This is a genomic window from Arthrobacter sp. YAF16, assembly GCF_052113385.1.
Lineage (GTDB): Bacteria > Actinomycetota > Actinomycetes > Actinomycetales > Micrococcaceae > Arthrobacter.
This window is the reverse complement of sequence record NZ_JBFRDC010000002.1, coordinates 1-21,790: the sequence shown is the minus strand read 5'-3', so window position 1 is coordinate 21,790 and position 21,790 is coordinate 1. Positions and strand designations below refer to the sequence as shown.

The window sequence follows — 21,790 nt, the reverse complement described above, 5'->3', positions numbered from 1 at the left end:
CTGGGAGCATGGACGCAGCAGCACTCCGCAGGATTTGCCTGGGCTTCCCGGGCGCCTTCGAGGACTATCCGTTCGGCCCCGATACCGCGGTCTTCAAGGTCCGCGCCGCGGTGCCCGGCGGGGCCCGGCACGAGGCCAAGATGTTCGCCCTGTCCGCACTGGACCCCGCGGACTTGGTCGTGAGCTTGAAGTGCGAACCCGCGCTCGCCGAACAGTTGCGGGCCGCGCATCCGGAAATTACCGGCGCCTGGCACCTGAATAAGCGGCACTGGAACGGGGTGCGGCTGGACGGTTCGTTGCCGGATTCCATGGTCCGCGACATGGTGGAGGACTCCTACGACCTTGTGGTCGCCGGCCTGAGCCGCCGCCAGCAGGAGCAGCTCGGCTGGGCCCGGCTGGCCCGCGGGGAGGCTCAGCCGTGACCCGACCGCGGATTGCCGGCGGCGAGCTGAACTATACGGGGATCGGCGCCACCGAGACCGGCGCGCTGCCGGACGGGATCGAGTGCCTCGTCACCCAGGCCTACGTCGGCGACGGTGAAGCCGCCTACCGCCGGGCGGTGCAGGGCCTGCTGACCTGGCAGCTGCACAAGCGCGCCGGGTTGCGCGTCCGGGCGGAGTCCGGCGTCGTGCGCCCGGGGACGCGCGTGGTGAGCGGGTTCGGCGTCGGCCCGTTCCGGATCAACGCGCCCTGCGAGGTGGTGTGGGTGCGCCGACCCGTCGCTGGCGGCGGCCCGCAGTCCGCGGGATTCGGCTACGGGACCCTGCCCGGGCATCCGGTCCGCGGCGAGGAATCGTTCGAAATTTCGCTCGACGAACAGGGTCTCGTGCTGATCAAAGTCACCGCTTTCGGGGTTCCGGCCAACTGGTTCTACGCGGCCGGGGGCGCCGTCACCGCCGGGGCGCGCCGGATCGTCACTTCCCGATACCTTAGGAGTGCGCAAGAACTGGCCGCAGGTGTGAACTGAGAGGTGCAGAAAATGCTGAATCAACAGACCCTTGACCGCTTCTGGAACTTTGACGACCCCGGCCTTTCGGAGGCCCGCTTTCGCGCGGCGATCGCGGATTCGGCTTACGACGACGACGAACGTGCCGAGCTCGCCACCCAGCTGGGCCGTGCGATCGGCCTGCAGGGCAGGTATGAGGAAGCCGACGCGCTGCTGGACTCCATCGACGGCGACGAACCCACGGTGGCCGTCCGGGTGCTGCTGGAACGCGGCCGAGTGCTGAACAGCAGCGGCCACGCCGAGATGGCGGTCCCGCTGTTTGAGCAGGCCGCCGAACTCGCCGACCACCTGGGCGAGGATTTCCTGGCCGTCGACGCCCTGCACATGCTGGCGATCGCGGACACCGCGCACGCCGAGACGTGGACCCGCAGCGCCCTGGAGTACGCGTCCACGGCGCATGACGCCCGGACCCGGCGCTGGATGGTGGCGCTGCACAACAACCTCGGCTGGACGCTGCACGAGGCGGGACGCTGCGCCGAGGCCATGGTCGAGTTCCAGCTCGCCGAGCAGTGGGCGGAAAGGGTGGGCACGCCGCAGCAGCAGGAACGCGCCCGGGCGGCCATCGATGCCTGCTGACGCTCTGCCAGAATTGAAGCTCCGGAATTCCCAATGAAAGGCAACAACTCGTGATCTTCATCGTCGTTAAATTCAAGGTCAAGCCCGACTGGTCCGAGCGCTGGCTCGGCCTCGTGGAGGACTTCACCCAGGCCACCCGGCAGGAGCCCGGCAACCTGTGGTTCGACTGGTCCCGCAGCGTGGAGGACCCCAACGAATTCGTCCTGGTCGAGGCCTTCAAGGACGACGCCGCCGGCGACCACGTCAACAGCAGCCACTTCAAGCAGGCCATGGCCGACATGCCGCAGGCACTGCAGGAGACCCCCCGGATCATCAGCCGCCAGTTCGACGGAGAGGGCTGGGACCGGATGGGCGAGCTCACCATCTGACCGGTGTCGATTGCTCCGAGCTTGTAAGGCTAGGGAGCCGGTGGGGAGCAGTCGATAGGCTGGGGTCATGTGGATCGGTTGGATTGAATTCGACGTCCTGCTCGGCGACGTTCACAGCCTGAAGGAGAAGCGCTCAGTCGTGCGGCCCGTCTTAGCCGAGCTCAAGCGCCGCTTCGACGTCTCCGTGACCGAGGCCGGATTGCATGACCAGTACCGGCGTGCCGAAATCGGCGTCGGCCTGGTCGCGGCGGACCGGGCGCACCTGATCGAGGTGCTGGCCGCCGTCGAACGCTTCATGGCCGCAAGACCGGAACTCGAGCTGCTCAGCGCCCGCCAGCGCGAACTGCGCAGCGACGATTAAGAAGCAACGCGGGGTCACTTACCGCCCATCCCGAGGGGATTTATGGGCGGTAAGTGACCCCGCGTTGCTTGGAGCCGGAAGTGCTAGCCGAAGTACTTCGGCAGGGTCGCCTCGTGGGCTTCGCGGAGTGCGTCCAGGCCCAGGGTGTCGACGCCGTTGATCTCCAGCTTGCCGCTCTCCGCGTCCACGACGCCGATCCGGACGTGCTCGAAGCCGCGGGCGGTGCACATGTCCTTGAACCGGATTTCCTCCGAGCGGGGCACTGCCACAATGGCGCGGGCCTGGGACTCGGAGAAGAGCGCGGTGAACAGGTCCACGCCGTCGCGGTCCATCACGTCCTGCAGCGAAATGCGGGCACCGACGCCGTAGCGCAGCGCGGACTCGACGAGGGCCGCCGCGAGGCCGCCTTCGGAGAGGTCGTGCGCGGAGTCCACCATGCCGTCGCGTGAGGCGTTGATCAGGATTTCACCGAGCTCGCGTTCCGCGGCGAGGTCCACCTTGGGCGGCAGGCCGCCCAGGTGTCCGCGCAGGTTGGACCATTCCGAGCCGTCCAGTTCCGCCGCCGTCGTGCCCAGCAGGTAGATGGCCTGGCCGTCCTCGCGCCAGCCCGAGGGCGTGCGGCGGGCGACGTCGTCCAGCTTGCCGAGCACGGCGACCACCGGGGAGGGGTGGATCGGCACGCTTCCGGTCTGGTTGTAGAGCGAGACGTTGCCGCCGGTGACCGGGATGCCGAGCACCATGCAGGCGTCGGACAGGCCGCGGATGGCCTCGGCGAGCTGCCACATGACGTCGGGATCCTCGGGGGAGCCGAAGTTCAGGCAGTCGCTGACGGCCATCGGCACGGCGCCGGAGGTGGCCACGTTGCGGTACGCCTCGGCGAGGGCCAGCTGCGCGCCGTGGTACGGATCGAGGTAGGTGTAGCGGCCGTTGGCGTCGGTGGCCAGGGCCACGCCCAGGCCGGTTTCCTCGTCCACCCGCACCACGCCGGCGTCGTCCGGGAACGCCATGGCGGTGTTGCCGCCGACGTAGCGGTCGTACTGGTCGGTGATCCAGGACTTGGAGCACATGTTCGGCGAGGCGACGAGCTCGGTGACCGCGGCGGCCAGTTCCGCCGGGGCGGCGGGGCGGCCGGTGTCCTGCACGGAGCCGGTGAAGGCGTCGGCCTGGACGGCGTCCTGCCACTCCGGGCGGGCGTACGGGCGGTCGTAGACCGGACCGTCGTGGGCCACGGTGCGCGGGTCGACGTCGACAATCACTTCGCCGTCCCAGGTAATGATCAGGCGGCCGGTGTCGGTTACCTCGCCCAGCCATGAGTACTCCACGGCCCACTTGTCCATGACCGCTTCGAACGCGGCGATGTTCTCCGGGGTGACCACGGCCATCATGCGTTCCTGCGACTCGGACATCAGGATCTCGCCCGGCGTCAGCGTGGGGTCGCGCAGCAGCACGGAGGTCAGCTCGACTTCCATGCCGCCGTCGCCGTTGGAGGCGAGCTCGGACGTGGCGCAGGAAATGCCGGCCGCACCCAGGTCCTGGATGCCCTCAACCAGGGATCCCTTGAAGAGTTCCAGGCAGCATTCGATCAGGACCTTCTCGGCGAAGGGGTCGCCCACCTGCACGGCGGGGCGTTTGGAGGGCTTGGTGTCATCGAAGGACTCCGAGGCCAGCACCGAAGCGCCGCCGATCCCGTCGCCGCCGGTGCGGGCACCGAACAGCACCACCTTGTTGCCCTTGCCGGAGGCGTTGGCGAGGCGGATGTCCTCGTGCCGCATGACGCCGACGGCGAGGGCGTTGACCAGCGGGTTGCCCTGGTAGACGGAGTCGAAGACCATTTCGCCGCCGATGTTCGGCAGGCCCAGGGAGTTGCCGTAGCCGCCGATGCCGGCCACGGCGCCGTGCATGACGCGGGCGGTGTCCGGGTGGTCGATGGCGCCGAAGCGCAGCGGGTCCATCACGGCCACCGGGCGGGCACCCATCGAGATGATGTCGCGGACAATTCCGCCGATGCCGGTCGCCGCACCCTGGTAGGGCTCCACGAACGACGGCGAGTTGTGCGACTCGATCTTGAACGTCACGGCCCAGCCGTCGCCCAGGTTGGTGACACCGGCGTTCTCGCCGATGCCCACGAGCATGTCCTTCTTCATCTCCTCCGTCACCTTTTCGCCGAACTGGCGCAGGTGGTTCTTGGAGGACTTGTAGGAGCAGTGCTCGCTCCACATCACGGAGTACATGGCCAGCTCGGCGCCGGTCGGGCGCCGTCCGAGGACCTTGACGACCTCGTCGAACTCGTTCTGCTTCAGGCCCAGCTCGGCCCAGGGGAGCTCGGTGTCCGGGGTCCGGGCCGCGTTCTCCACGGTGTCGATGTTGAACTTCTTGGCGGTCTCCGCGGGCGCCGCCACTGCGGGTGTCTCCGTCATTTGTTGTCTCCCACGATCTTGTTCAGGACAGAGGTGAAGAAGCCGAGGCCCTCGGTGCCGGAGCCTTCTTCCGGGCCGAAGCCGGCTTCGACGGCGTGCTCGGGGTGCGGCATCAGGCCCACGACGTTCCCGGCGGCGTTGGAGATGCCGGCGATGTCGCGGCGGGAGCCGTTCGGGTTCCAGCCGACGTAACGGAACACCACGCGGCCCTCCGCCTCAAGCGCGTCGAGCGTCTTCTCGTCCGCGATGTACTGCCCGTCCTGGTTCTTCAGCGGCACCGTGATTTCCTGGCCTAGGGCGTAGTCGCGGGTCCAGTCGGTGGTGTTGTTCTCGACCCGCAGGACCTGGTCCCGGCAGAGGAACTTCAGGTGGTCGTTCTTGATCATCGAGCCGGGCAAAAGGTGCGACTCGGTGAGGATCTGGAAGCCGTTGCAGATGCCGAGGACCGGCAGCCTGGCGTCCGAGTTGGCGGCATCGATGACCTTGGCCATCAGCGGCGCGAAGCGGGAGATGGCACCGGCGCGGAGGTAGTCGCCGTAGGAGAAACCGCCGGGGATGACGACGGCGTCGACGTCGCCCAGGCTGGTGTCCGCGTGCCAGAGGGCCACCGGGGTGGCGCCGGCCAGGCGCACCGCGCGGGCGGCGTCGCGGTCATCGAGCGTGCCCGGGAAGGTGACGACGCCGATCTTGGCACCGGCGAGCTGGGGGTGAGCGGCGACGGCCACGGCCTCACCGATCAGGGGAAGTTCAGTCATCTCAGGCCTCGACGACCTCGACGTTGACGACGTCCTCAATGACCGGGTTGGAGAGCAGGGTTTCCGCGGCGTTCCGGGCCTGGGCCAGGATCTCCTCGGTCACCTCGCCGTCGACGGTCAGTTCGAAGCGCTTGCCCTGGCGGACAGAGCTGAAAGCGGTGAAGCCCAGGCGGGGCAGTGCACCCACGATGGCCTTCCCCTGCGGGTCGAGAATCTCGGGCTTGGGCATGACGTCGACAACGATCCGGGGCATCCGGCAACTCCTGTGCGTGAGCATTGGGTAAGGGCGCAGCGGAGTAGTGCCGTCTCACGCCGATCCGCTGTGTGGTGAGGACAACGGTGTTTAACAACAACATGGAACGGGCGCTCCGCGAGCTTGCACGCCCATTCTACCGGGCGGCGTGCATCACGGCGCATTCGTGACCGGGCGGTGCTCCCGGCGGCCCGGGTCTGGGGCGGCTATGGTCTCCGCAGGGTGCGCTCAGTAGGATGAGCCCCATGGCTGAGAAATCGAAATCCGTGTTGCTTCCTGTGATGGCCGCCGCCGTCTTCGCGGGCCTCGGCAGGATGGTGCTGCAGAAGATCAAGGCGGACCGGGCAGCCAGGTCCAGCAATGTGGCCGGCCCCCTTGATGACAAGACGAGGGCCTGGATCAGCGAGGTTGTCCGAACGCCCCGCCAGTAGCCAGCGGCCGCCTGACAGCGCGTAGCGGCCGCAAAAACAACCCATGCCAGCCGGGACGGCGCTGCCGTCCCGGCTTTGCCATGCCCAGCGGGGCCACGCTACTTGTAGAGGGGTATGACTAATTTTGATTGGTCACCTGTGGCCTATGTCATATCCGGCTCTCAGTCTGTACTGTATGAATCGGCTGGTATCCGCCGGGGACGGGAGTCAACTACTGTTCCCGAACCCGTACCAGACCGTCGTCCCCGGCAAAGGCGCCGGGACCGTTCCTTCTGAAAGGTTCAAATCACTCGTGAAATCACCAGGAAAGAGCTTCCTTCGAAGCGGGGGACTCCGGAGGGCCGCGGCACTGACCCTGGGCTTGCCGGTTCTCCTTTCAACAGTTGCCATCGCGCCCGCCACCGCGGCGCCAGCCCAGGGATCCACCGTCGCCGGAATCGCGCAGAAGAGTCTGGACCCCGCCAACTACCCGGACGGCCGCTACATCGTCCTGCTGGCTGAAAAGCCGGCGGCCACCTACGACGGCAGCACGAACGGGATGCCGGCCACGAAGCCCGCCAAGGGCAAGAAACTCGACGCCAACAAGGCCGAGGTCAAGAAGTACCGCGCCCACCTGGAGAAGAAGCAGGCGGACGTCGCGGCTAAGCAGAATGTCAAGATCCAGCGCCAGTTCTCCGCTGCGGTGAACGGCTTCAGCGCCACGCTCACCACGGACCAGGCCGTCAAGCTCGCCAAGGACCCCAACGTCCTGACAGTGGCCCCGGATACGGAAAACGCCCCGGATTACTCCAGCACCGACTTCCTCAAGCTCAGCGGCCCCAACGGCACGTGGAACACCAAGTTCGGCGGCCAGGATGCCGCCGGCAAGGGCGTCGTCGTCGGCGTGATCGACACCGGCTACACCCCGGACAGCGCCTTCTTTGCCGGCGAAGAGGTCAAGCCCCTCGTGGGCTCACCTGTCGTCGGCGTCCCCTACCGCACCGCTGACGGCAAGATCGCCATGCTCAAGGCCGACGGCGAGACCTTTACCGGCGAGTGCCAGAAGGGCACCGGAACCGGCGCCTCCTTCGACGGCTCCGCCTGCAACTCCAAGGTCCTGAGCGCGCACTACTTCGCCGATGACTTCCTGCGCTACGTTCCGGCCGGCGACCGCGCCCCGGAGGAGCAGTTGTCCCCGGTGGACGTTGCCAGCCACGGTACCCACACGGCCAGCACGGCTGCCGGCAACAAGAACGTTGAGACCTTCGTTGACGGCCGCAGCTTCGGCCTGACCAGCGGCATCGCGCCGGCGGCGAAGCTTTCCGTCTACAAAGTCTGCTGGGAAGACACCGATCCCGACACGGGCGGCTGCTACAGCTCCTCGTCGGTGGCCGCCGTCGAGCAGGCCATCGAGGACGGCGTCGACGTCCTGAACTACTCCATCTCCGGCTCCGCGACTTCCGTCATTGACCCGGTTTCGGTGGCCTTCCTGAACGCAGCGGCCACGGGCATCTTCGTTGCGGCGTCCGCCGGCAACTCCGGTCCCACCGCCAGCACCGTCAACCACGGCGCACCGTGGGTCACCACCGTCGCCGCCAGCAGCTTCTCCCAGGAGCTCCAGGGCACGGTGGAATTCGCTGACGGCACCAAGTTCCGCGGCGCCAGCATCATGAACCGCGAGGTCAAGGACGCCGGCGTCGTGCTGGCTGCCAACGCGGCCGCCACCGCCGGAAACGCCAACGCGGCGCTGTGTGGACCTGACACCCTGGACCCCGCCAAGGTTGCCGGCAAGGTCGTGGTCTGCGACCGCGGTGTCTTCGACCGCGTCGCCAAGAGCGCCGAGGTCAAGCGCGGCGGCGGCGTCGGCATGATCCTGGTGAACCTGAGCAGCTCCTCGCTGGACGCTGACCAGCACTCGGTCCCGACCGTGCACGTGAACCCGCCGGCCACCGCGGCCATCAAGGCCAAGGTCACGGCCACCCCGGACATCAAGGTTTCGCTGGTCAACAAGGACACCACCGGCCTGCCGCTGGAGGCCCAGCCGCAGATTGCCGGCTTCTCCTCCCGCGGCCCGCTGCTGGCCACCGACTCGGACCTGCTCAAGCCCGACGTCGCCGCTCCGGGCGTCGCGGTGCTCGCAGGCGTGTCACCCATCGGTGAGGGCGGTGCCAAGTTCGGCTTCATGTCCGGCACGTCGATGGCTTCCCCGCATGTTGCCGGCTTCGGCGCCCTGCTCCTGGGCAAGAACCCGACCTGGTCGCCGGCCGCGGTGAAGTCCGCCATGATGACCACTGCCTCCGACGTCAAGCTCGCCGACGGGTCCAAGGACACCGACGTGCACGCCACCGGCGCGGGCGAAGTCGATCCCGCCCGCATGGTTGATCCGGGCCTGGTCTACGACGCCGACATCGAGGACTACCTGAAGTTCATCCAGGGCACCGGTGTTGACCTGAAGCTGCCGACCAGCACCAAGCCGCGGGACATGAACGTGCCGTCCTTCGCGCTGGGCAACCTCACGGGCAAGATTGAGGTCACCCGTACGGTCACCGCACTCACCCCGGGCGTCTACCAGGTCTCGGCCAATGTCCCCGGCATCAAGGTCAGCGTCGCTCCGGCCGCCCTGAACTTCAAGGCAGCCGGTGAGAAGCGTACCTTCAAGGTCACCTTCGAAAACCAGGGTGCGGCGCTCGGCAAGTTCGCCATGGGCTCGCTGACGTGGCGCGGCGCGGGCAAGACCGTCTCCTCGCCGATCTCGGTCCGCCCGCAGTCCGTGGTGGCCCCGAAGGACGTTTCCTTCACCACCCAGTCCGCCACCGGTTCCGGTGACATCAACGTGGTCTCCGGTACGAACGGCGCGACCAGCATGACCCTGGACGGCCTGTCCAAGGCGGATTCCTCCGCCGTGGAACTGGTCCCGGGTCCGTTCACCGGCCGAGCCGACGCCTCGACGTTCGTCAAGACCGTCACGGTTCCGGCCGGGGTGCCGCTGGCGAAGTTCTCGGTCCTCTCTTCGGACCCGAACTCCGACTTCGACATGTGGGTTGTGACTCCGCGCGGCGTCGAGCAGGTCGCGACGTCCTCCTCCAGCGAGACCCTGTCGATCGCCAACCCGGCCGGCGGCAAGTACACGATCTACGCGAACCTGTACTCCAGCCCGGACGGCAAGGCCCGCAAGGCCTCTGTGGATGCAGCAGTGCTCGGCGCCAATGTGGGCAACGCAACCCTCTCGCCGAACCCGCTGAAGCTGACCAACGGCAAGGCAGGCAAGCTCACGCTTAACTGGACCGGGCTCGCCGTTGGCTCGTACATCGGCCGGGTGACCTTCGAGGGCGCCAGCGAACCGACGTTCGTCAGCGTGGTCGTGACGCCGGCCGGCACCACCTCGGTTGCTCCCGCCTCGGGGGCTCCGGCCACCGTAGTGAACCAGAACCCGGCGCAGGTCCGGAACAACGCCATCTAGGCAGTTGAACTAACAACAGCGATGGCCGGCGGTTTTCACCGCCGGCCATCGCTGCTTAATGCCCGCCTCAGATGGCCCCGGTTGATCCCGCTGTGCCGCCCAGCAGTGGCGCCATGGCACGCCAGCGGGCAATTTCGCAGCCGTCGGTACGGCTGAATTCGCTACGAACGTCGCGGCCCAGGTAGCGTCCGGTGACCACGGCCACCTGCGGGCCGCCGTACTGCTGGGTGCACAGCCGGGGCGGGCCGGGGAGGGGGAAGAAGATTTCCTCGCCGTGCTGGCGGAGTGCCTCGAGTGCCGCGGCAGGATCCGGCAGGGTGGATGCGGCGGAGGCCCCGCCGTCGTCGGCGACCAGGCGGAAACTGACCTCCGGCGCCCCGGGCGCCTCCGTCAGCGTGATGGTGAGGTCGACGTCGTGCGGGCTGTCCGCTCCGTGGGTGGCCGTCATGGGCGTCCTTCCTGGGCCGCGGGAAGCGGGGGAGCCGCGACGGCGGCGGCCTCCAGCAGCGGCGTGAGTTCCTGCAACAGCCGTCGGCGCAGTTCCTGCGAGGCGTCGGCGAAGGCCCGCTGGTGCTCCACGTATTCGGCTTTGCCATCCGGGGTCTCGATCCGGATCGGCGGGTAACCCCATTCGCTCAGTTCGTAGGGGGAGGCCTGCATGTCCATTGCGCGGATCCGCCAGGAGAGTTCGAAGCAGTCCATGACCAGCTCGCTGGGCAGCGCGGGCGCCAGTTTGTAGGCCCACTTGTACAGGTCCATGTTGGCGTGCAGGCAGCCGGGCTGTTCCATGGTCCGTTGGTTCTCGCGGCTCGGCTTCAGGGTGTTCAGCGGCACCGCGTCCGGGGTGTAGAAGCGGAACGCGTCGAAATGCGAGCACCTGATCCGGTTGTCCTCGACCACCCGGTCCGTCTGCTCGGAACCGAGCCGCAGCTTCAGGTACTCGTGCCGCAGTTCGAATTTGTCCTGACGGTAGACCATGGCCCACTCGTGCAGTCCGAAGCAGCCGAACTGCGCCGGCCGGGCGGCCGTCCCCGCCAGGATGATGCCGGCAAACTGCACGGCGTCGCGCCGCTCGCCGAGGAACCGTTCGACGTCCACCGTCACCGCATCCGTGCCGGGCGCCAGACCCGCGGCGGCGAGTTCGCCGGCGTCGGGCACGCGGTAGTACTTCCAGCCGGAACGCTCCGCTGCCGCCGGCCCGGACAGCACGACGCCTGCGCCCGGGTGCCAGCGCAGCAGCTGGCCAGGTTTTTGGGTGTAGTACGTGAAGAGGAAGTCTTCCACCGGGTGCTTTTGGCCGGCCGACCTCCGGGCAAGGTAGGGATCGGAATAGGTGCGGACGCGCTGCTGGTGGGCGGCTTCGCGCGCCAGCCAGGCGTCCTGCGGAAGGTGCTGCAGTTTAGACAGCCCCTCCGGTTGAGCCAAGGATGTCCTTAGCGGCCTTCCACTGGGCGATCTCGCAACCGTCCCGCAGGCCGAACTTCGACTCGACTGCCTTACCGTCGACGGAACCGGTGACGGTCGCCTGGTCCGGGCCGCCGTACTGCTGGGTGCACGCCTGGTCGGTGGCCCGGGGTGCGGGGCTGAGGAGCGCCGCATTCTTCTTCAGGGCGGCGCAGGCCGCAGCGGCGCTGGGGTGCTTGCTTTCCGCCGCCGGAACGCCGTTCTGGCAGACCAAGGTGTAGTTGACGGCCTTCGCGCTTTCGGAGGGCTTGATCATGATGGCCAACTCGGCGTTGCCCTGGCCGGGTCCGGCGGTAGGGGCCTCGGCCGACGGCGAGGGAGCCGGCGCGGTGGTTTCGGTGTCGGCGGAGGGGGTGCCGGTCGGCGTCGAGGCGGAGGCAGGGCCGGTGGACGAGGCGCTCGGCGCAGGTCCGCCGCCCGGTGAGCAGGCAGCCAGTCCGACGGCCGTCATCAAGATGAGCGCTGTGGGAATCAGGTTCTTGCGCATGGGCTCTTCTCCTCGGTCTCAGCCCCATTCTAGCGCCGCGGCCGGTCCCGGGCGCGGGGCGGAAGTACCCTAGCTGCGGGTAGTGCCGTCCGCCGCCCGGGTGGCGTCGATGAGCCGCATCATGGCGGCATGCAGTTCGCCGACCTGCTCCCGGTCCAGGCCCAGCCGGGCCATCATGGTGCCGGGGACCGCCGTTGCTTGTTCCCTCAGCGCCGCGCCGCGGGGCGTCAGCCGCACGGCGAGGCTGCGCTCGTTGCCCTCGGCCCGTTGCCTGGTGATGTAGCCCGCCGCTTCAAGCCGCCGCAGCAGCGGCGAAATCGTGGCCGGTTCCTGGGCGAGTGCATCGCTGATGTCGCGGACGGTCCGGGGGCTGGATTCCCACAGACAGAGCATCACGAGGTACTGCGGGTGGGTGAGTCCCAGCTTGTCGAGCACCGGTTTGTAGGCGCCGACCACGCTGCGGGACGCGACGGTCAATGCGAAGCAGAGCTGGTGTTCCAGCAGGAGGTCCTCGTCCACGACGGCGGCTGCGGGACTTCCGGGGGTTCCGATGACATCGGTCATCCGGCCTCCTTCAAATAGTTAGTGTGCTAATGATTAGCGTACACTGGTGGAACATCAGGTACGAAGGAGTGGGTAGCGATGGCTAAGGACAACACCGCCCAGCGGTTCATGCGGGCGACCGGAAAGCTGCGGGCCGTCTTTGGCCCGGCCAGCCGAACCTCGCTCGGCCATGAGATGACGGAGCAGAACCGCCAGCTGCTGGCCCAGCGGCAGGCCGAGACCCAGCAGTGGGAGACCCTGCACCGGCCAGACGGCAGCACTTACGTGGTGCCCCGCAACCCCGAGGACAAGTCCCTGCGCTAGGCCGGCCCGGCCCGCGCCGCTGCCTAAGCGGCGGGATCCGACCTTCGCACCGGCGAGGGTTCCCACCGCGCATTTTGCCGCCGTCGGGCGTAAAATGGGCACACTGGCGCCGCCCGCGCCACCGCTGTTCCGAGTGGCCCATTAGCAGGAAATGGCCTTTCAGTAGGAGAGGGGGTGGGAAATATGGCACATGCGCTGAGGAAGGCTGCACTGAGCCGGCACCTGCACCCATCGTCCTGGGTGCGATTCCTGTTTGGACCCGCCTCGCGGGGGGATACCACCGCTCCGGTCGTGCACAGGCACGATGATTACGAGCTAGCGTCGGAGACCGATCTCGCCGGCTTCGAAGTGGAAACGGACTCGCAGGGACATCATTACGCCGTCCGCCGGGAAGACCTCCCGAAGGAACAAGTCTGACCCGCGCGGGGGCAGGACGGAAACGAAGAAGGGAGCGGCAGGTGCCGCTCCCTTTCTTATCGGCCGCGAAGCGGTCCGTGGCCTCCAGAAGTCCTAGCGGCCCGTGCCGCCGTAAACCGTGGCCTCGTCCTCGCTGTCCAGGTCGAAGGCCTTGTGGATGGCGCGGACGGCGTCGTCCAGCAGGTCGGCGTGGGTCACCACCGAGATGCGGATTTCCGAGGTTGAGATCATGTTGATGTTGATCCCGGCCTCGGAGAGTGCTGCGAAGAACCGTGCTGAGACGCCAGGGTGCGAGCGCATTCCGGCGCCGATCAGGGACAGCTTGCCGATCTTCTCGTTGTATTCGATATTCTCGAAGCCGATCTCGGCCTGTGCGGCGCGGAGGGCGGCGAGGGCGTCGGCGCCTTCGACGATCGGCAGCGTGAACGAGATGTCCGTCCGGCCGGTGCCGTGGGTGGAGACGTTCTGGACGATCATGTCGATGTTGGAGTGCGCGTCGGCGATGACCTGGAAGATGGCCGCAGCCTTGCCGGGGATGTCCGGAACGCCGACCACCGTGACCTTGGCTTCGGAACGGTCGTGTGCAACGCCGGAGATGATTGGCTGCTCCAAGGCAACTCCCTCTTGAATCGTGATCTTGTCATCGGCGCTGGGCAGGACCCAGGTGCCTTCGTTCTGGCTGAATGAGGAACGGACGTGCAGCGGCACCCCGAAACGGCGCGCGTATTCCACGCAGCGCAGGTGCAGGATCTTGGCGCCGGAGGCCGCGAGTTCCAGCATTTCCTCGCTGGAGATGCGGTCGATCTTCCTGGCGGACGGGACAACGCGCGGATCCGCGGTGTAGATGCCGTCGACATCGGTGAAGATCTCGCAGACATCGGCGTCGAGGGCCGCGGCCAGCGCCACCGCCGTCGTGTCCGAGCCGCCCCGGCCGAGCGTGGTGATCTCGTTCGTGGTGCGGCTCATGCCTTGGAAGCCGGCGACAATCGCGATGTGCCCCTTGTCCAGGGCCGTGCGGATCCGGTGCGGGTCAACGTCGATGATCCGGGCCTTGCCGTGGATGCCGTCGGTGATCATGCCGGCCTGGGAACCCGTGAAGGACTGGGCGGAGGCACCGTATTTGTTGATGGCCATCGCGAGCAGGGCCATGGAGATGCGCTCACCGGCGGAGAGGAGCATGTCCATTTCCCGGGCCGGGGCGGAGTCGGTCACCTGGGCGGCCAGGTCGAGGAGTTCGTCGGTGGTGTCGCCCATGGCGGAAACAACGACGACGACTTCATCGCCGGCGTTGTGGGCGTCCACCACGCGCCGGGCGACCCGTTTGATACCTTCCGCGTCCGCCACCGAGGAACCGCCGAACTTCTTCACGACGAGGTGTTTGGTGGCGGCAGGAATCGCGGGCAGCTCCTGCGGCTGCGGTCCGGGGTGGACTTCGGTAGTGGGCAAACTCATGCGCGCACCCTCACTGGATCATCGGGGTTCTGGGCGAAGCTACTAAACGGCGCAGCCGAACGGCGCGACAGCTACTTCTGAACAAAGTTTATCGCCGTCGGCGGCCCGGAGTTGAATTGTGACCGAACGCCGGACGGACCGGGCCGCTGCCGGTGCCCGCTCTTGGTGGACATGCCCGTCGTCCGTCCCGGGGAGAGGACATGTCCCGCTGCGGCCGTGGACATGCCCGTTCGTGGGCACGGAGGGTGGACATGTTCGTCGGCGGCCTTGGACATGTCCACTCCCGTGCGCGGAGGATGGACATGTGCGTTTGCGGCGTTGGACATGTCCACTCCTGTGTTCGGGGGATGGGCATATGGGCACTATGTCCATTCGCGGCAGGGGCCGTTGGGCATGTCCATCGGCCGTGCCCGCCGTGTTTGCCCCGGCCCCCCTGCGCGCGGTAACTGGTTCAGTCGAGCCGGTCGGGCCGGTCGAGCCGGTAGCGCCAGGACGGAAGCTTCTTGCCCGCAGTGTCCTCGGCCGCGGTGAAATAGCGGTCCTGCCGGAAGCCCAGGCTTTCCAGCAGTCTGCGCGAGGGGAGGTTGGGTTCGTAGACGCCGGCGAAGACAGTCCGGCTTCCACGGGCGGTGAACAACCATTCCACGAGGGCGCCGGCGGCTTCCCTGCCGAGGCCCAGCCCGTGGTGATCCGGGTGCAGGATGTACCCCAGGCTCGCGGCATGGGCAGGGATCCTGCCGGGCAGCGGGGGAGCCTCTGAGTTCCAGGTCCGGCCGTCTCCAATGACCTCCCCGCTGGCCCGGAGCTGGATGGCCCAGGCGAAACTGAACCACTCTGCGGTGGAAGCCGCCGCAGCGGCCTGCACTTTCCGCGACCGGGCGCTGTTCGCGTCCGGGCTGAGGGCTTCGTGGGAGAGATACCGCACGGCATCCGGGTTGCCGCGGAACCGCAGGACGGCGCCGTCGTCGTCGGCGGTCAACGGACGCAGGATCAGGCGCTCGGTGCCGATTGGGGCGGGAGCGCCGCCGTCGGGGGCCACTGGGCCCGTCAGCTCAGCGCGTTGCGGCGGCCTTCGAAGGCGCGGCCCAGCGTGACTTCGTCGGCATATTCGAGGTCGCCGCCGACCGGGAGGCCGGACGCGAGCCGCGTGACGGCGATGCCAATCGACTTGAGCATCCGGGCCAGGTAGGTGGCCGTTGCTTCGCCCTCGAGGTTGGGATCCGTCGCGATGATGATTTCCTGGATGGCGCCGTCGTTGAGCCGGGTGAGCAGCTCGCGGATCCGAAGCTGTTCCGGGCCGATCCCGGCAATCGGGTTAATGGCGCCGCCCAGTACGTGATAGCGGCCGCGGAAGGAACGGGTGCGCTCCACCGCCAGCACGTCCTTGGACTCCTCCACAACGCAGATCACGGAGGGGTCGCGGCGCGGATCCCGGCAGATGTTGCACAGCTCCTGCTCGGTGACGTTGCCGCAGACCGTGCAGAACTTCACCCGCTCCTTCACCGACGTGATGGCCTCGACCAGGCGCTTCATGTCCTGCGGATCGGCTTCGAGGATGTGGAAGGCAAGCCTCTGGGCGGACTTGGGCCCGACGCCGGGAAGGCGGCCGAGCTCGTCGATCAGCTCCTGAACTGCACCTTCGTACACAATTTCCTCGTTCGTTTGGGGGAGTGGCGGCCCGTGCGGCCGCCGGGAGGGCTAGAAGCGCGGCGCCAGCGGGCTTCCGTCCAGGGAACGCTCTTCCAGCAGCTTCCCGCCCAGAATACGCTCGACGGCGGCGCGGCCGAAGACGCCCGACTCCTCGATGGTTTCGTCGTCGGCGCTGGGGACGTCCTGGACGTAGCTGGTGGCGGCGACGGCGGCGCGCGCTGGTGCCTTGGCCCGTCCGGCTTCCGCCTCGGGGCTGTTGGACAGGCGCTGGTAGAGGCTCTGCCGTCCGGAGGCTGCAGGGGCGCCGACCGGAGCCGTGGCCGCGACCGGGGAGGCCGCGGCGGTGATGACCGTGGGCCCGGCGGCGGCAGGGGCGGGCCCGGCCGCAGGTGCCCGGGTGGCAGCGGCGCCGTCGAATCCGGATCCGGATCCGGATCCGGATCCGGCGGAAAAGGCGCCTACCGGCTCCGGGATCTGGGCAGCCGCGGGCTCGTAGTGCGGCGGCTCCGGCTCGGGGGTGCGTTGCGCGGACTCCGCCACGGCCTCCGTGGAGGTGTGCCGCCCCACGTTCAATTCCGTGCCGACGGTCCAGACCCCGGGGGACTGCTCGACGGCGCGTGCCCACGGGTCCTCGGCGGCATCCTTGGCGGCCGGGGCAGGCGCCGGGGCAGATGACCGGGTCGTAGCGGGGGTTTCCTTGCTGGACCGGGCTCGGGCCGGGGTGCGCGCCGGTGCGGGCGCCGCTGGGGACGCGGGCCGGGCGGCTTCCGGGGCTGAGGGATCCCAGTCCAGCGGCGGCTCTTCATCCAGTGGCGGGGCGTCCTCGTCCCGCGGGGGACCCCAGTCGTCGTCCGGGTACGAGTACGAACCACCGGGCTCGGAGGCGGGGCCGTCGGTCGGTTCAGGGGCCGGGCCTGTGGGCGCGGCGGTCGCTGCCGGCGCCGACACCGGCTCGACCGGGGCCGGACGGGCAGGCTCCGGTGAGGGCGCAGATGCGGACTGCGGCGCGGGCGTTTCCGCGGCGGCGGCAGGTCCGGTTTCGACCCCATTGCCGGCCGTCGACGGGGATTCCGGGGCAGCCCCGGTCGCGGCGGGGGCAAGGCCCCATGCCACATCCGCCGACGTGGCCGGGGCCTCCCGGCTAGCGGGCGCTTTTGGGTTTGGCTCAGAGCTCGCTGAGCTGTTGGTGCCGCCGGCGACGGCCGTGATCTGGCAGTCGATGCCGATCGTCTTGTGGATCGCCTGACGCAGGTTCTCGGCGTGGTCCGCCCGGCCGAAAGCGCCGGCGAGCCCGGATGTCGTGAAGGAAAGGGTCAGGACCTGATCCTCGAAGTGCCCCACCTGCGCATTTGGTTCGACGAGAGCCCAGGTGCTGCGCTTGATCTTGGTCAGGGTCTGCAGGATCTCGGGCCACGCACGGCGCAAGACCTCGACGTCGGGTCCGGACCCGGAGACCGCCGCGGGGGCGGGTGCATGGGCTGGGGCGGCCGTCGCTGCAGCGGCGCCGGCCGCGGGGCGCTCGGCCGGTTCTTTCCGAGCCGGTTGGGCCGGTGCCGCCGGTTGGGACGGGGCGGTCTGGGCCGATTCGGTCGGTGCCGGCGGTGCTTGCGCCGGGCGGGAGGCGCCGTTCGGAGTCGCGGATTCCTCCACCGGCCAGTCGCTGGTGCTGACCCGCGGGGCCGTGAGCGCTGGCCGTTCCGGCTGCGCTTCCTGCGGCAGCGCCTCCGGGGCCGGGCTGGCCGAGGGCGCGCTGGTGGCGGCAGCCGGGGTCCGGTCCGAGGTTTCGGCAGGCCGGTTGGAGAGCGGGGCGGGCGGAGTTGCCCGATGTGCCTGAGGTGATGCCTGGGCCGCGGCAGCCGATGCCGCTGCAGGGGCGTGGCCGGGAGGCGTAGGAGCCGGTGCCGGTGCCGGTGCCGGTGCCGGTGCGGCAGCCGGCGACGATACGGGGGCGGGCGTCCCGACGTCGTTCCCGGCGTAATTCAGGCGCCGCTCCACCCGGTCGATCCGGGCGGCGATGCCGCGTTCAGTCTGCTCGGAGCTGGGCAGCAGGATGCGGGCGCACAGCAGCTCGAGGTGCAGCCGGGGGGACGTGGCACCGGTCATCTCGGTGAGCGCCGTGTTGGTCACGTCTGCAGCACGGGACAGTTCGGCCGCGCCGAGGTTGTGTGCCTGGTTTTGCATCCGCGCGATCTGGTCCGCGGGCATGCCGCGCAGGATCGATTGGGCGCTCTCCGGCATGGCCTGCACGATGATCAGGTCACGGAAGCGCTCGAGCAGGTCCTCGACGAAGCGGCGGGGGTCGTGGCCGGTCTGGATGACGCGGTCCACGGCGCGGAACACGGTAGCGGCGTCGGACGCGGCGACAGCCTCGACGACGTCGTCCAGCAGGGAGGCATGCGTGTAGCCCAGCAGGGCCACAGCCAGTTCGTAGTCCAGGCCGTTCGGGCCGGCGCCGGCCATGAGCTGGTCCAGCACGGAAAGCGAGTCCCGCACGGAGCCGCCGCCGGCGCGGATGACGAGCGAGAGTACGCCCGGGGCCACAGGTACGTTCTCCTGCCGGCACAGCAGTTCCAGATATGCCATGAGCGGCTCCGGCGGGACCAACCGGAAGGGGTAGTGGTGAGTGCGGGACCGGATGGTGCCGATCACCTTGTCCGGCTCCGTGGTGGCGAAGATGAACTTGATGTGTTCCGGCGGCTCTTCGACGATCTTGAGCAGCGCGTTGAAGCCGGCCGAGGTGACCATGTGGGCTTCGTCAATGATGAAGATCTTGTAGCGGTCGCGGACCGGGGCGTAGGTGGCGCGTTCGCGCAGGTCACGGGCGTCGTCGACGCCGCCGTGGCTCGCGGCGTCGATCTCGATCACGTCGAGCGAACCGGCGCCGCCGCGGGCCAGTTCGATGCAGCTGGGGCACACGCCGCAGGGGGTGTCGGTGGGGCCTTCGGCACAGTTCAGGCAACGCGCAAGGATGCGGGCGGAGGTGGTTTTACCGCAGCCGCGTGGGCCGGAAAAGAGGTAGGCGTGGTTGACGCGGTTCTTCCGCAGGGCCGTCATCAGCGGGTCGGTGACGTGTTCCTGCCCGATAACGTCCGCGAACGAATCGGGGCGGTATCTGCGGTAAAGAGCGGTAGTAACAGTCACAGCTAAACCCTACCAATCGGCACAGACATAAAAGACCCCCCATGCACCCGCCAGAGCCCATTTACCCTTGCTACCTTCCGGTCCTGGGGGAGTTCAACAGGATGACGCCACATGAGGGGCCGTCGATTAGTTTACCCGACGATCGGGCGTGCCCCGAATCCGGGTGTTGGCCTGCTGTTTCGCGGCGGAACATGCCCATTCTTCGGGCCGCGGCGTGGGCATATGGCGACTATGTCCAACGTCCGATGGGAGCGTGGGGCATGTCCCGTGGCCGCAGGGCGGAGGGCTCAATTGGGCGAAGCCGGGAAGTTCAGGTAGTCTAGTATCTGCTTTTGATTCAGAAGCTACTGGAGAATTCGCCTAGCGGCCTATGGCGCACGCCTGGAACGCGTGTTGGGTTAACGCCCTCGGGGGTTCAAATCCCCCATTCTCCGCGGTTGGCCCCGGTCCATCGGACCGGGGCCTTTTTGCGTCCTGAGCCAGCGCGCCGCAGACGCGGGCCCCGCCGCAGTGAGGGTCCGCCGCCCAGTCACACTTACTCCGCGAACCCCAGCCGGCGGAGCCTTTCGCGTGCTGCCTGCTCACTCGGGCCAACCCGCCCCAGAGCGAGATGGACGACGCTTAGGGTGACTTTCGTCGCCAGTTTCACCGGCAGCGGGATCGGGCCCAGCCTTGCGGTCCGAAGCCCCAGCATCTTCCGGTATTTTGGCTCCAGGCTGGACACCGCTGCCGCAAAGAGCACCCGGTACCCTGGCCTGAGTGCGGGGTGGAGCGGGGGATCGCGGATGAAGGCCACGGTTTCGGCAACCTTGGCGCCCGAGGCCAGTTCGCCGTCGTCGTACCAGCGGTCAAGCTGCCGGCGCATGTCAGCCTCGCTCAGCGGCGGCGCCTCCACGCCCATCAGCGTCCCCGCCTGCGCCCACTCGCGGACGTAGGCGTCCGGGCCGCCCGGAATCGGCCCGCCCCAGATCTTGTGCGCGGACAGGAAGGCATCCGTGAAAGCGATGTGCACCCAGCGGAGCAGCTCCGGATCGTTCGCCGCGTAGGGCCGCACGACGCCGTGGCCGTCGGTGAATTCTCCGTGCACCGACTCGTGCAACCGCAGCACCCAGCCGGACGCGGCGCGGGCGGCCCCCGTGGACCCGTAGGAGACGGTGAAGATCCAGCGGATGGTCCCGGCGAGCCGGCCCAGGGGGTCTTCGCGGAAGCGGGAATGGTCGTGCACCCCGGCCAAAGCCCCCGGGTGCAAGGCCTGCATCAGGAGGGCGCGGATGCCGGCAACAATCGTCGGCATGCCCCCGTGCACCGCCCAGACGGCGGAGCCCGGAAGGTGGAAGCCGGCGTCGTCGCCCTCAGCCAGGCGCCCCACCCACTCCGGGACCGCATCCCGGGTTCCGGTGAACGTCTGTTTGAGCTCGGACTGCCACTCCCTGAGGACATTGCGCATACTCCTATTCTTACCCGGTCGGTGCTGGGCCGGTACCTGTTTTCCCTGCGGGGCTACTGGGGCGCCACCCAATCCGCCGCGCGGTGGCCCGAAACCGCCCCGAACCTCGCGCGGACCCAGGCATTGCGGAGGTTCACAGACCCGGTCGAGTGTGTTCACATAAGGGGGTGGGCCCGTTGGGATGGGGGCCTGACGGAAAAATCGCGGGAGTCACATCGTGGGAAAACACTGGGGAAACTCAACGAGTGCGCAGTCCAAAACTTCGGAGGTCGTCGCGCGCTCTCTGGCGGCAGCCACGGGTCTGGCTCTTGCGGTGCTGGTTTTCGGGCCGTCCGCACCGGCGGGACCGTCAGCCCGGGATGCGGCGGTGCCGCTGGCCACCGGCTCCGCCGGCACGGGTTTGCTCGCTCCCGGGATCGCCGCTGACCCCGGGGGTGCGGCACGGGAGACCTCAAGGCTGACCGCAGACCGGCATGCCCTCATTTCCTTCGCCCGGACCACGGTCCAGACCACGTCCAAAGACGGCAAGGTCGAGCTCCGGGTCGCGTCGGCAGGCCTCTCGCGCCCGCCGAAGGGCTTCCTGATGGCGCCCCTCGAAACACTGCTGGAGTCATCCCCGTTCGGGCTGCGCACCAGCCCGCTGACCGGAACCGCCGGCGAGTTCCACTGGGGCCAGGATTTTGCCGCCCCGTGCGGCACCCGTGTGTATTCGGCCGACGCCGGTGTGGTGCGGGCCGTCGGATGGCACCCCTGGGGCGGCGGCAACCGGGTGGAAATTGACCACGGCAACGGCCTGATCACCACGTACAACCACCTTCAGGGCATCGCCGTGAAGAAGGGCGAATCGGTGGGAGTGGACGAAGTCATCGCCAAGGTGGGGACGACGGGCTCGTCCACGGGCTGCCACCTGCACTTCGAGACGATCCTCAACGGCTCGCACACCAACCCCTTGGACTGGAAGTTCCTCCCCACGCGGCAGGTGGACCGTCTCGACAACATCCAGATGGTCAGCTATGCGCCTGCTGCCGGCAAGCAGGGTGCCGGCAGCGCGGGGAGCGCCGGCGCGGACTGGGCCATTCCGGTGTCCGAAGATCACACCCATGCGGTGACCGGCGGGGTTCAGGAGACACACGTACCCGAGGTTCCGGCCACTGCCGCGGCGAAGCCGTCACCGACCCCCACCGGCTCGCCGCTAGCGACATCGACGCCGCCCGCCGCGCCGGCGCCGCCCGCCGCGCCGGCGCCGCCCGCTCCGGCGA

Annotated in this window: 22 protein-coding genes, 1 tRNA gene and 1 other RNA gene; 11 read left to right on the top strand and 13 right to left on the bottom strand. The window is 68.5% G+C overall.

The features are described 5' to 3' along the window. Nucleotides 1-8 precede the first annotated feature (8 nt). The 5 genes from AB4Y91_RS07720 (at nt 9) to AB4Y91_RS07700 (ending at nt 2,311) form a co-directional block, all read left to right on the top strand. Complete coding sequence (locus AB4Y91_RS07720; protein WP_441417908.1) at nt 9-422, top strand: MmcQ/YjbR family DNA-binding protein; 414 nt, start codon at nt 9-11, stop codon at nt 420-422. Beyond that, nucleotides 419-967 (top strand): DUF1990 family protein, encoded by a 549-nt coding sequence (locus AB4Y91_RS07715; protein ID WP_441417907.1) that lies wholly within the window; start codon nt 419-421, stop codon nt 965-967. Before AB4Y91_RS07720 ends, AB4Y91_RS07715 begins: the two co-directional genes overlap by 4 nt. 12 nt (nt 968-979) lie before the next feature. Beyond that, the gene (locus AB4Y91_RS07710; protein ID WP_441417906.1) at nt 980-1,582 is read left to right on the top strand and encodes a hypothetical protein; all 603 of its coding nucleotides are present in this window, start codon (nt 980-982) and stop codon (nt 1,580-1,582) included. A 50-nt stretch (nt 1,583-1,632) separates the two neighbouring features. Further along, nucleotides 1,633-1,950, top strand: a complete 318-nt coding sequence (locus AB4Y91_RS07705; protein ID WP_441417905.1) for a putative quinol monooxygenase — start codon at nt 1,633-1,635, stop codon at nt 1,948-1,950. 67 nt (nt 1,951-2,017) lie between these two features. After that, on the top strand, nt 2,018-2,311 hold the full coding sequence (locus tag AB4Y91_RS07700) for a DUF503 domain-containing protein (protein ID WP_441417904.1): 294 nt from the start codon (nt 2,018-2,020) through the stop codon (nt 2,309-2,311). Nucleotides 2,312-2,394: 83 nt separating this feature from the next. On the opposite strand, the gene purL is transcribed toward AB4Y91_RS07700, so the two are convergent. Genes purL through purS form a run of 3 tightly spaced genes read right to left on the bottom strand, consistent with a single transcriptional unit; the run spans nt 2,395 to nt 5,736 of the window. Continuing rightward, entirely contained in the window at nt 2,395-4,728 is a 2,334-nt protein-coding gene (gene purL, locus AB4Y91_RS07695; RefSeq protein ID WP_441417903.1) for a phosphoribosylformylglycinamidine synthase subunit PurL, read from the bottom strand. After that, complete coding sequence (gene purQ / locus AB4Y91_RS07690) at nt 4,725-5,483, bottom strand: phosphoribosylformylglycinamidine synthase subunit PurQ (RefSeq protein WP_441417902.1); 759 nt, start codon at nt 5,481-5,483, stop codon at nt 4,725-4,727. Before purQ ends, purL begins: the two co-directional genes overlap by 4 nt. A gap of 1 nt (nt 5,484) precedes the next feature. Next, on the bottom strand, nt 5,485-5,736 hold the full coding sequence (gene purS, locus AB4Y91_RS07685) for a phosphoribosylformylglycinamidine synthase subunit PurS (RefSeq protein WP_011690410.1): 252 nt from the start codon (nt 5,734-5,736) through the stop codon (nt 5,485-5,487). Nucleotides 5,737-5,981: 245 nt separating this feature from the next. Here purS and AB4Y91_RS07680 point away from each other — a divergent pair, with 245 nt between their 5' ends. Continuing rightward, nucleotides 5,982-6,167: a hypothetical protein gene (locus tag AB4Y91_RS07680; protein WP_441417901.1), complete on the top strand. Its 186-nt coding sequence runs from the start codon at nt 5,982-5,984 to the stop codon at nt 6,165-6,167. A 292-nt stretch (nt 6,168-6,459) separates the two neighbouring features. After that, a complete protein-coding gene (locus AB4Y91_RS07675; RefSeq protein ID WP_441417900.1) occupies nt 6,460-9,606 on the top strand; it encodes a S8 family serine peptidase in 3,147 nt (1,048 codons plus the stop codon). 67 nt (nt 9,607-9,673) lie between these two features. Here the strand turns inward: AB4Y91_RS07675 and AB4Y91_RS07670 are convergent, their stop codons facing one another. The 4 genes from AB4Y91_RS07670 to AB4Y91_RS07655 all read right to left on the bottom strand — a co-directional run bounded on the left by AB4Y91_RS07670 (nt 9,674) and on the right by AB4Y91_RS07655 (nt 12,121). Beyond that, nucleotides 9,674-10,054, bottom strand: a complete 381-nt coding sequence (locus tag AB4Y91_RS07670) for a serine protease inhibitor (protein ID WP_441417899.1) — start codon at nt 10,052-10,054, stop codon at nt 9,674-9,676. Next, a complete protein-coding gene (locus tag AB4Y91_RS07665) occupies nt 10,051-11,031 on the bottom strand; it encodes a 3-methyladenine DNA glycosylase (protein ID WP_441417898.1) in 981 nt (326 codons plus the stop codon). Before AB4Y91_RS07665 ends, AB4Y91_RS07670 begins: the two co-directional genes overlap by 4 nt. Then, nucleotides 11,006-11,557 carry an SSI family serine proteinase inhibitor gene (locus tag AB4Y91_RS07660; RefSeq protein WP_441417897.1) on the bottom strand — a complete coding sequence of 184 codons (552 nt, stop codon included), beginning with the start codon at nt 11,555-11,557 and terminating at the stop codon, nt 11,006-11,008. Before AB4Y91_RS07660 ends, AB4Y91_RS07665 begins: the two co-directional genes overlap by 26 nt. 69 nt (nt 11,558-11,626) lie before the next feature. Next, nucleotides 11,627-12,121: a MarR family winged helix-turn-helix transcriptional regulator gene (locus AB4Y91_RS07655; RefSeq protein WP_441417896.1), complete on the bottom strand. Its 495-nt coding sequence runs from the start codon at nt 12,119-12,121 to the stop codon at nt 11,627-11,629. 78 nt (nt 12,122-12,199) lie between these two features. On the opposite strand from AB4Y91_RS07655, the gene AB4Y91_RS07650 reads away from it, so the two are divergent. Next, on the top strand, nt 12,200-12,424 hold the full coding sequence (locus AB4Y91_RS07650; protein WP_175322223.1) for a hypothetical protein: 225 nt from the start codon (nt 12,200-12,202) through the stop codon (nt 12,422-12,424). A 183-nt stretch (nt 12,425-12,607) separates the two neighbouring features. Then, entirely contained in the window at nt 12,608-12,841 is a 234-nt protein-coding gene (locus tag AB4Y91_RS07645; RefSeq protein ID WP_441418171.1) for a hypothetical protein, read from the top strand. Nucleotides 12,842-12,934: 93 nt separating this feature from the next. Here AB4Y91_RS07645 and AB4Y91_RS07640 read toward each other — a convergent pair whose 3' ends face one another. The 5 genes from AB4Y91_RS07640 to ffs form a co-directional block, all read right to left on the bottom strand. Further along, nucleotides 12,935-14,293: an aspartate kinase gene (locus AB4Y91_RS07640; RefSeq protein WP_175322225.1), complete on the bottom strand. Its 1,359-nt coding sequence runs from the start codon at nt 14,291-14,293 to the stop codon at nt 12,935-12,937. Nucleotides 14,294-14,744: 451 nt separating this feature from the next. After that, on the bottom strand, nt 14,745-15,332 hold the full coding sequence (locus tag AB4Y91_RS07635; RefSeq protein ID WP_441417895.1) for a GNAT family N-acetyltransferase: 588 nt from the start codon (nt 15,330-15,332) through the stop codon (nt 14,745-14,747). A gap of 8 nt (nt 15,333-15,340) precedes the next feature. Further along, entirely contained in the window at nt 15,341-15,940 is a 600-nt protein-coding gene (gene recR, locus AB4Y91_RS07630; protein WP_441417894.1) for a recombination mediator RecR, read from the bottom strand. A 51-nt stretch (nt 15,941-15,991) separates the two neighbouring features. Further along, on the bottom strand, nt 15,992-19,084 hold the full coding sequence (locus AB4Y91_RS07625) for a DNA polymerase III subunit gamma and tau (protein ID WP_441417893.1): 3,093 nt from the start codon (nt 19,082-19,084) through the stop codon (nt 15,992-15,994). A 27-nt stretch (nt 19,085-19,111) separates the two neighbouring features. After that, nucleotides 19,112-19,208, bottom strand: an RNA gene (gene ffs / locus AB4Y91_RS07620) — signal recognition particle sRNA small type. 225 nt (nt 19,209-19,433) lie between these two features. Here ffs and AB4Y91_RS07615 point away from each other — a divergent pair. Beyond that, a tRNA-Ser gene (locus AB4Y91_RS07615) sits at nt 19,434-19,518 on the top strand. 101 nt (nt 19,519-19,619) lie between these two features. Here AB4Y91_RS07615 and AB4Y91_RS07610 read toward each other — a convergent pair. Further along, on the bottom strand, nt 19,620-20,531 hold the full coding sequence (locus AB4Y91_RS07610; protein WP_441417892.1) for an oxygenase MpaB family protein: 912 nt from the start codon (nt 20,529-20,531) through the stop codon (nt 19,620-19,622). Between the two features lie 367 nt (nt 20,532-20,898). On the opposite strand from AB4Y91_RS07610, the gene AB4Y91_RS07605 reads away from it, so the two are divergent. After that, nucleotides 20,899-21,790: M23 family metallopeptidase (locus AB4Y91_RS07605; protein WP_441417891.1), on the top strand; the 892-nt coding region annotated here is incomplete at its 3' end.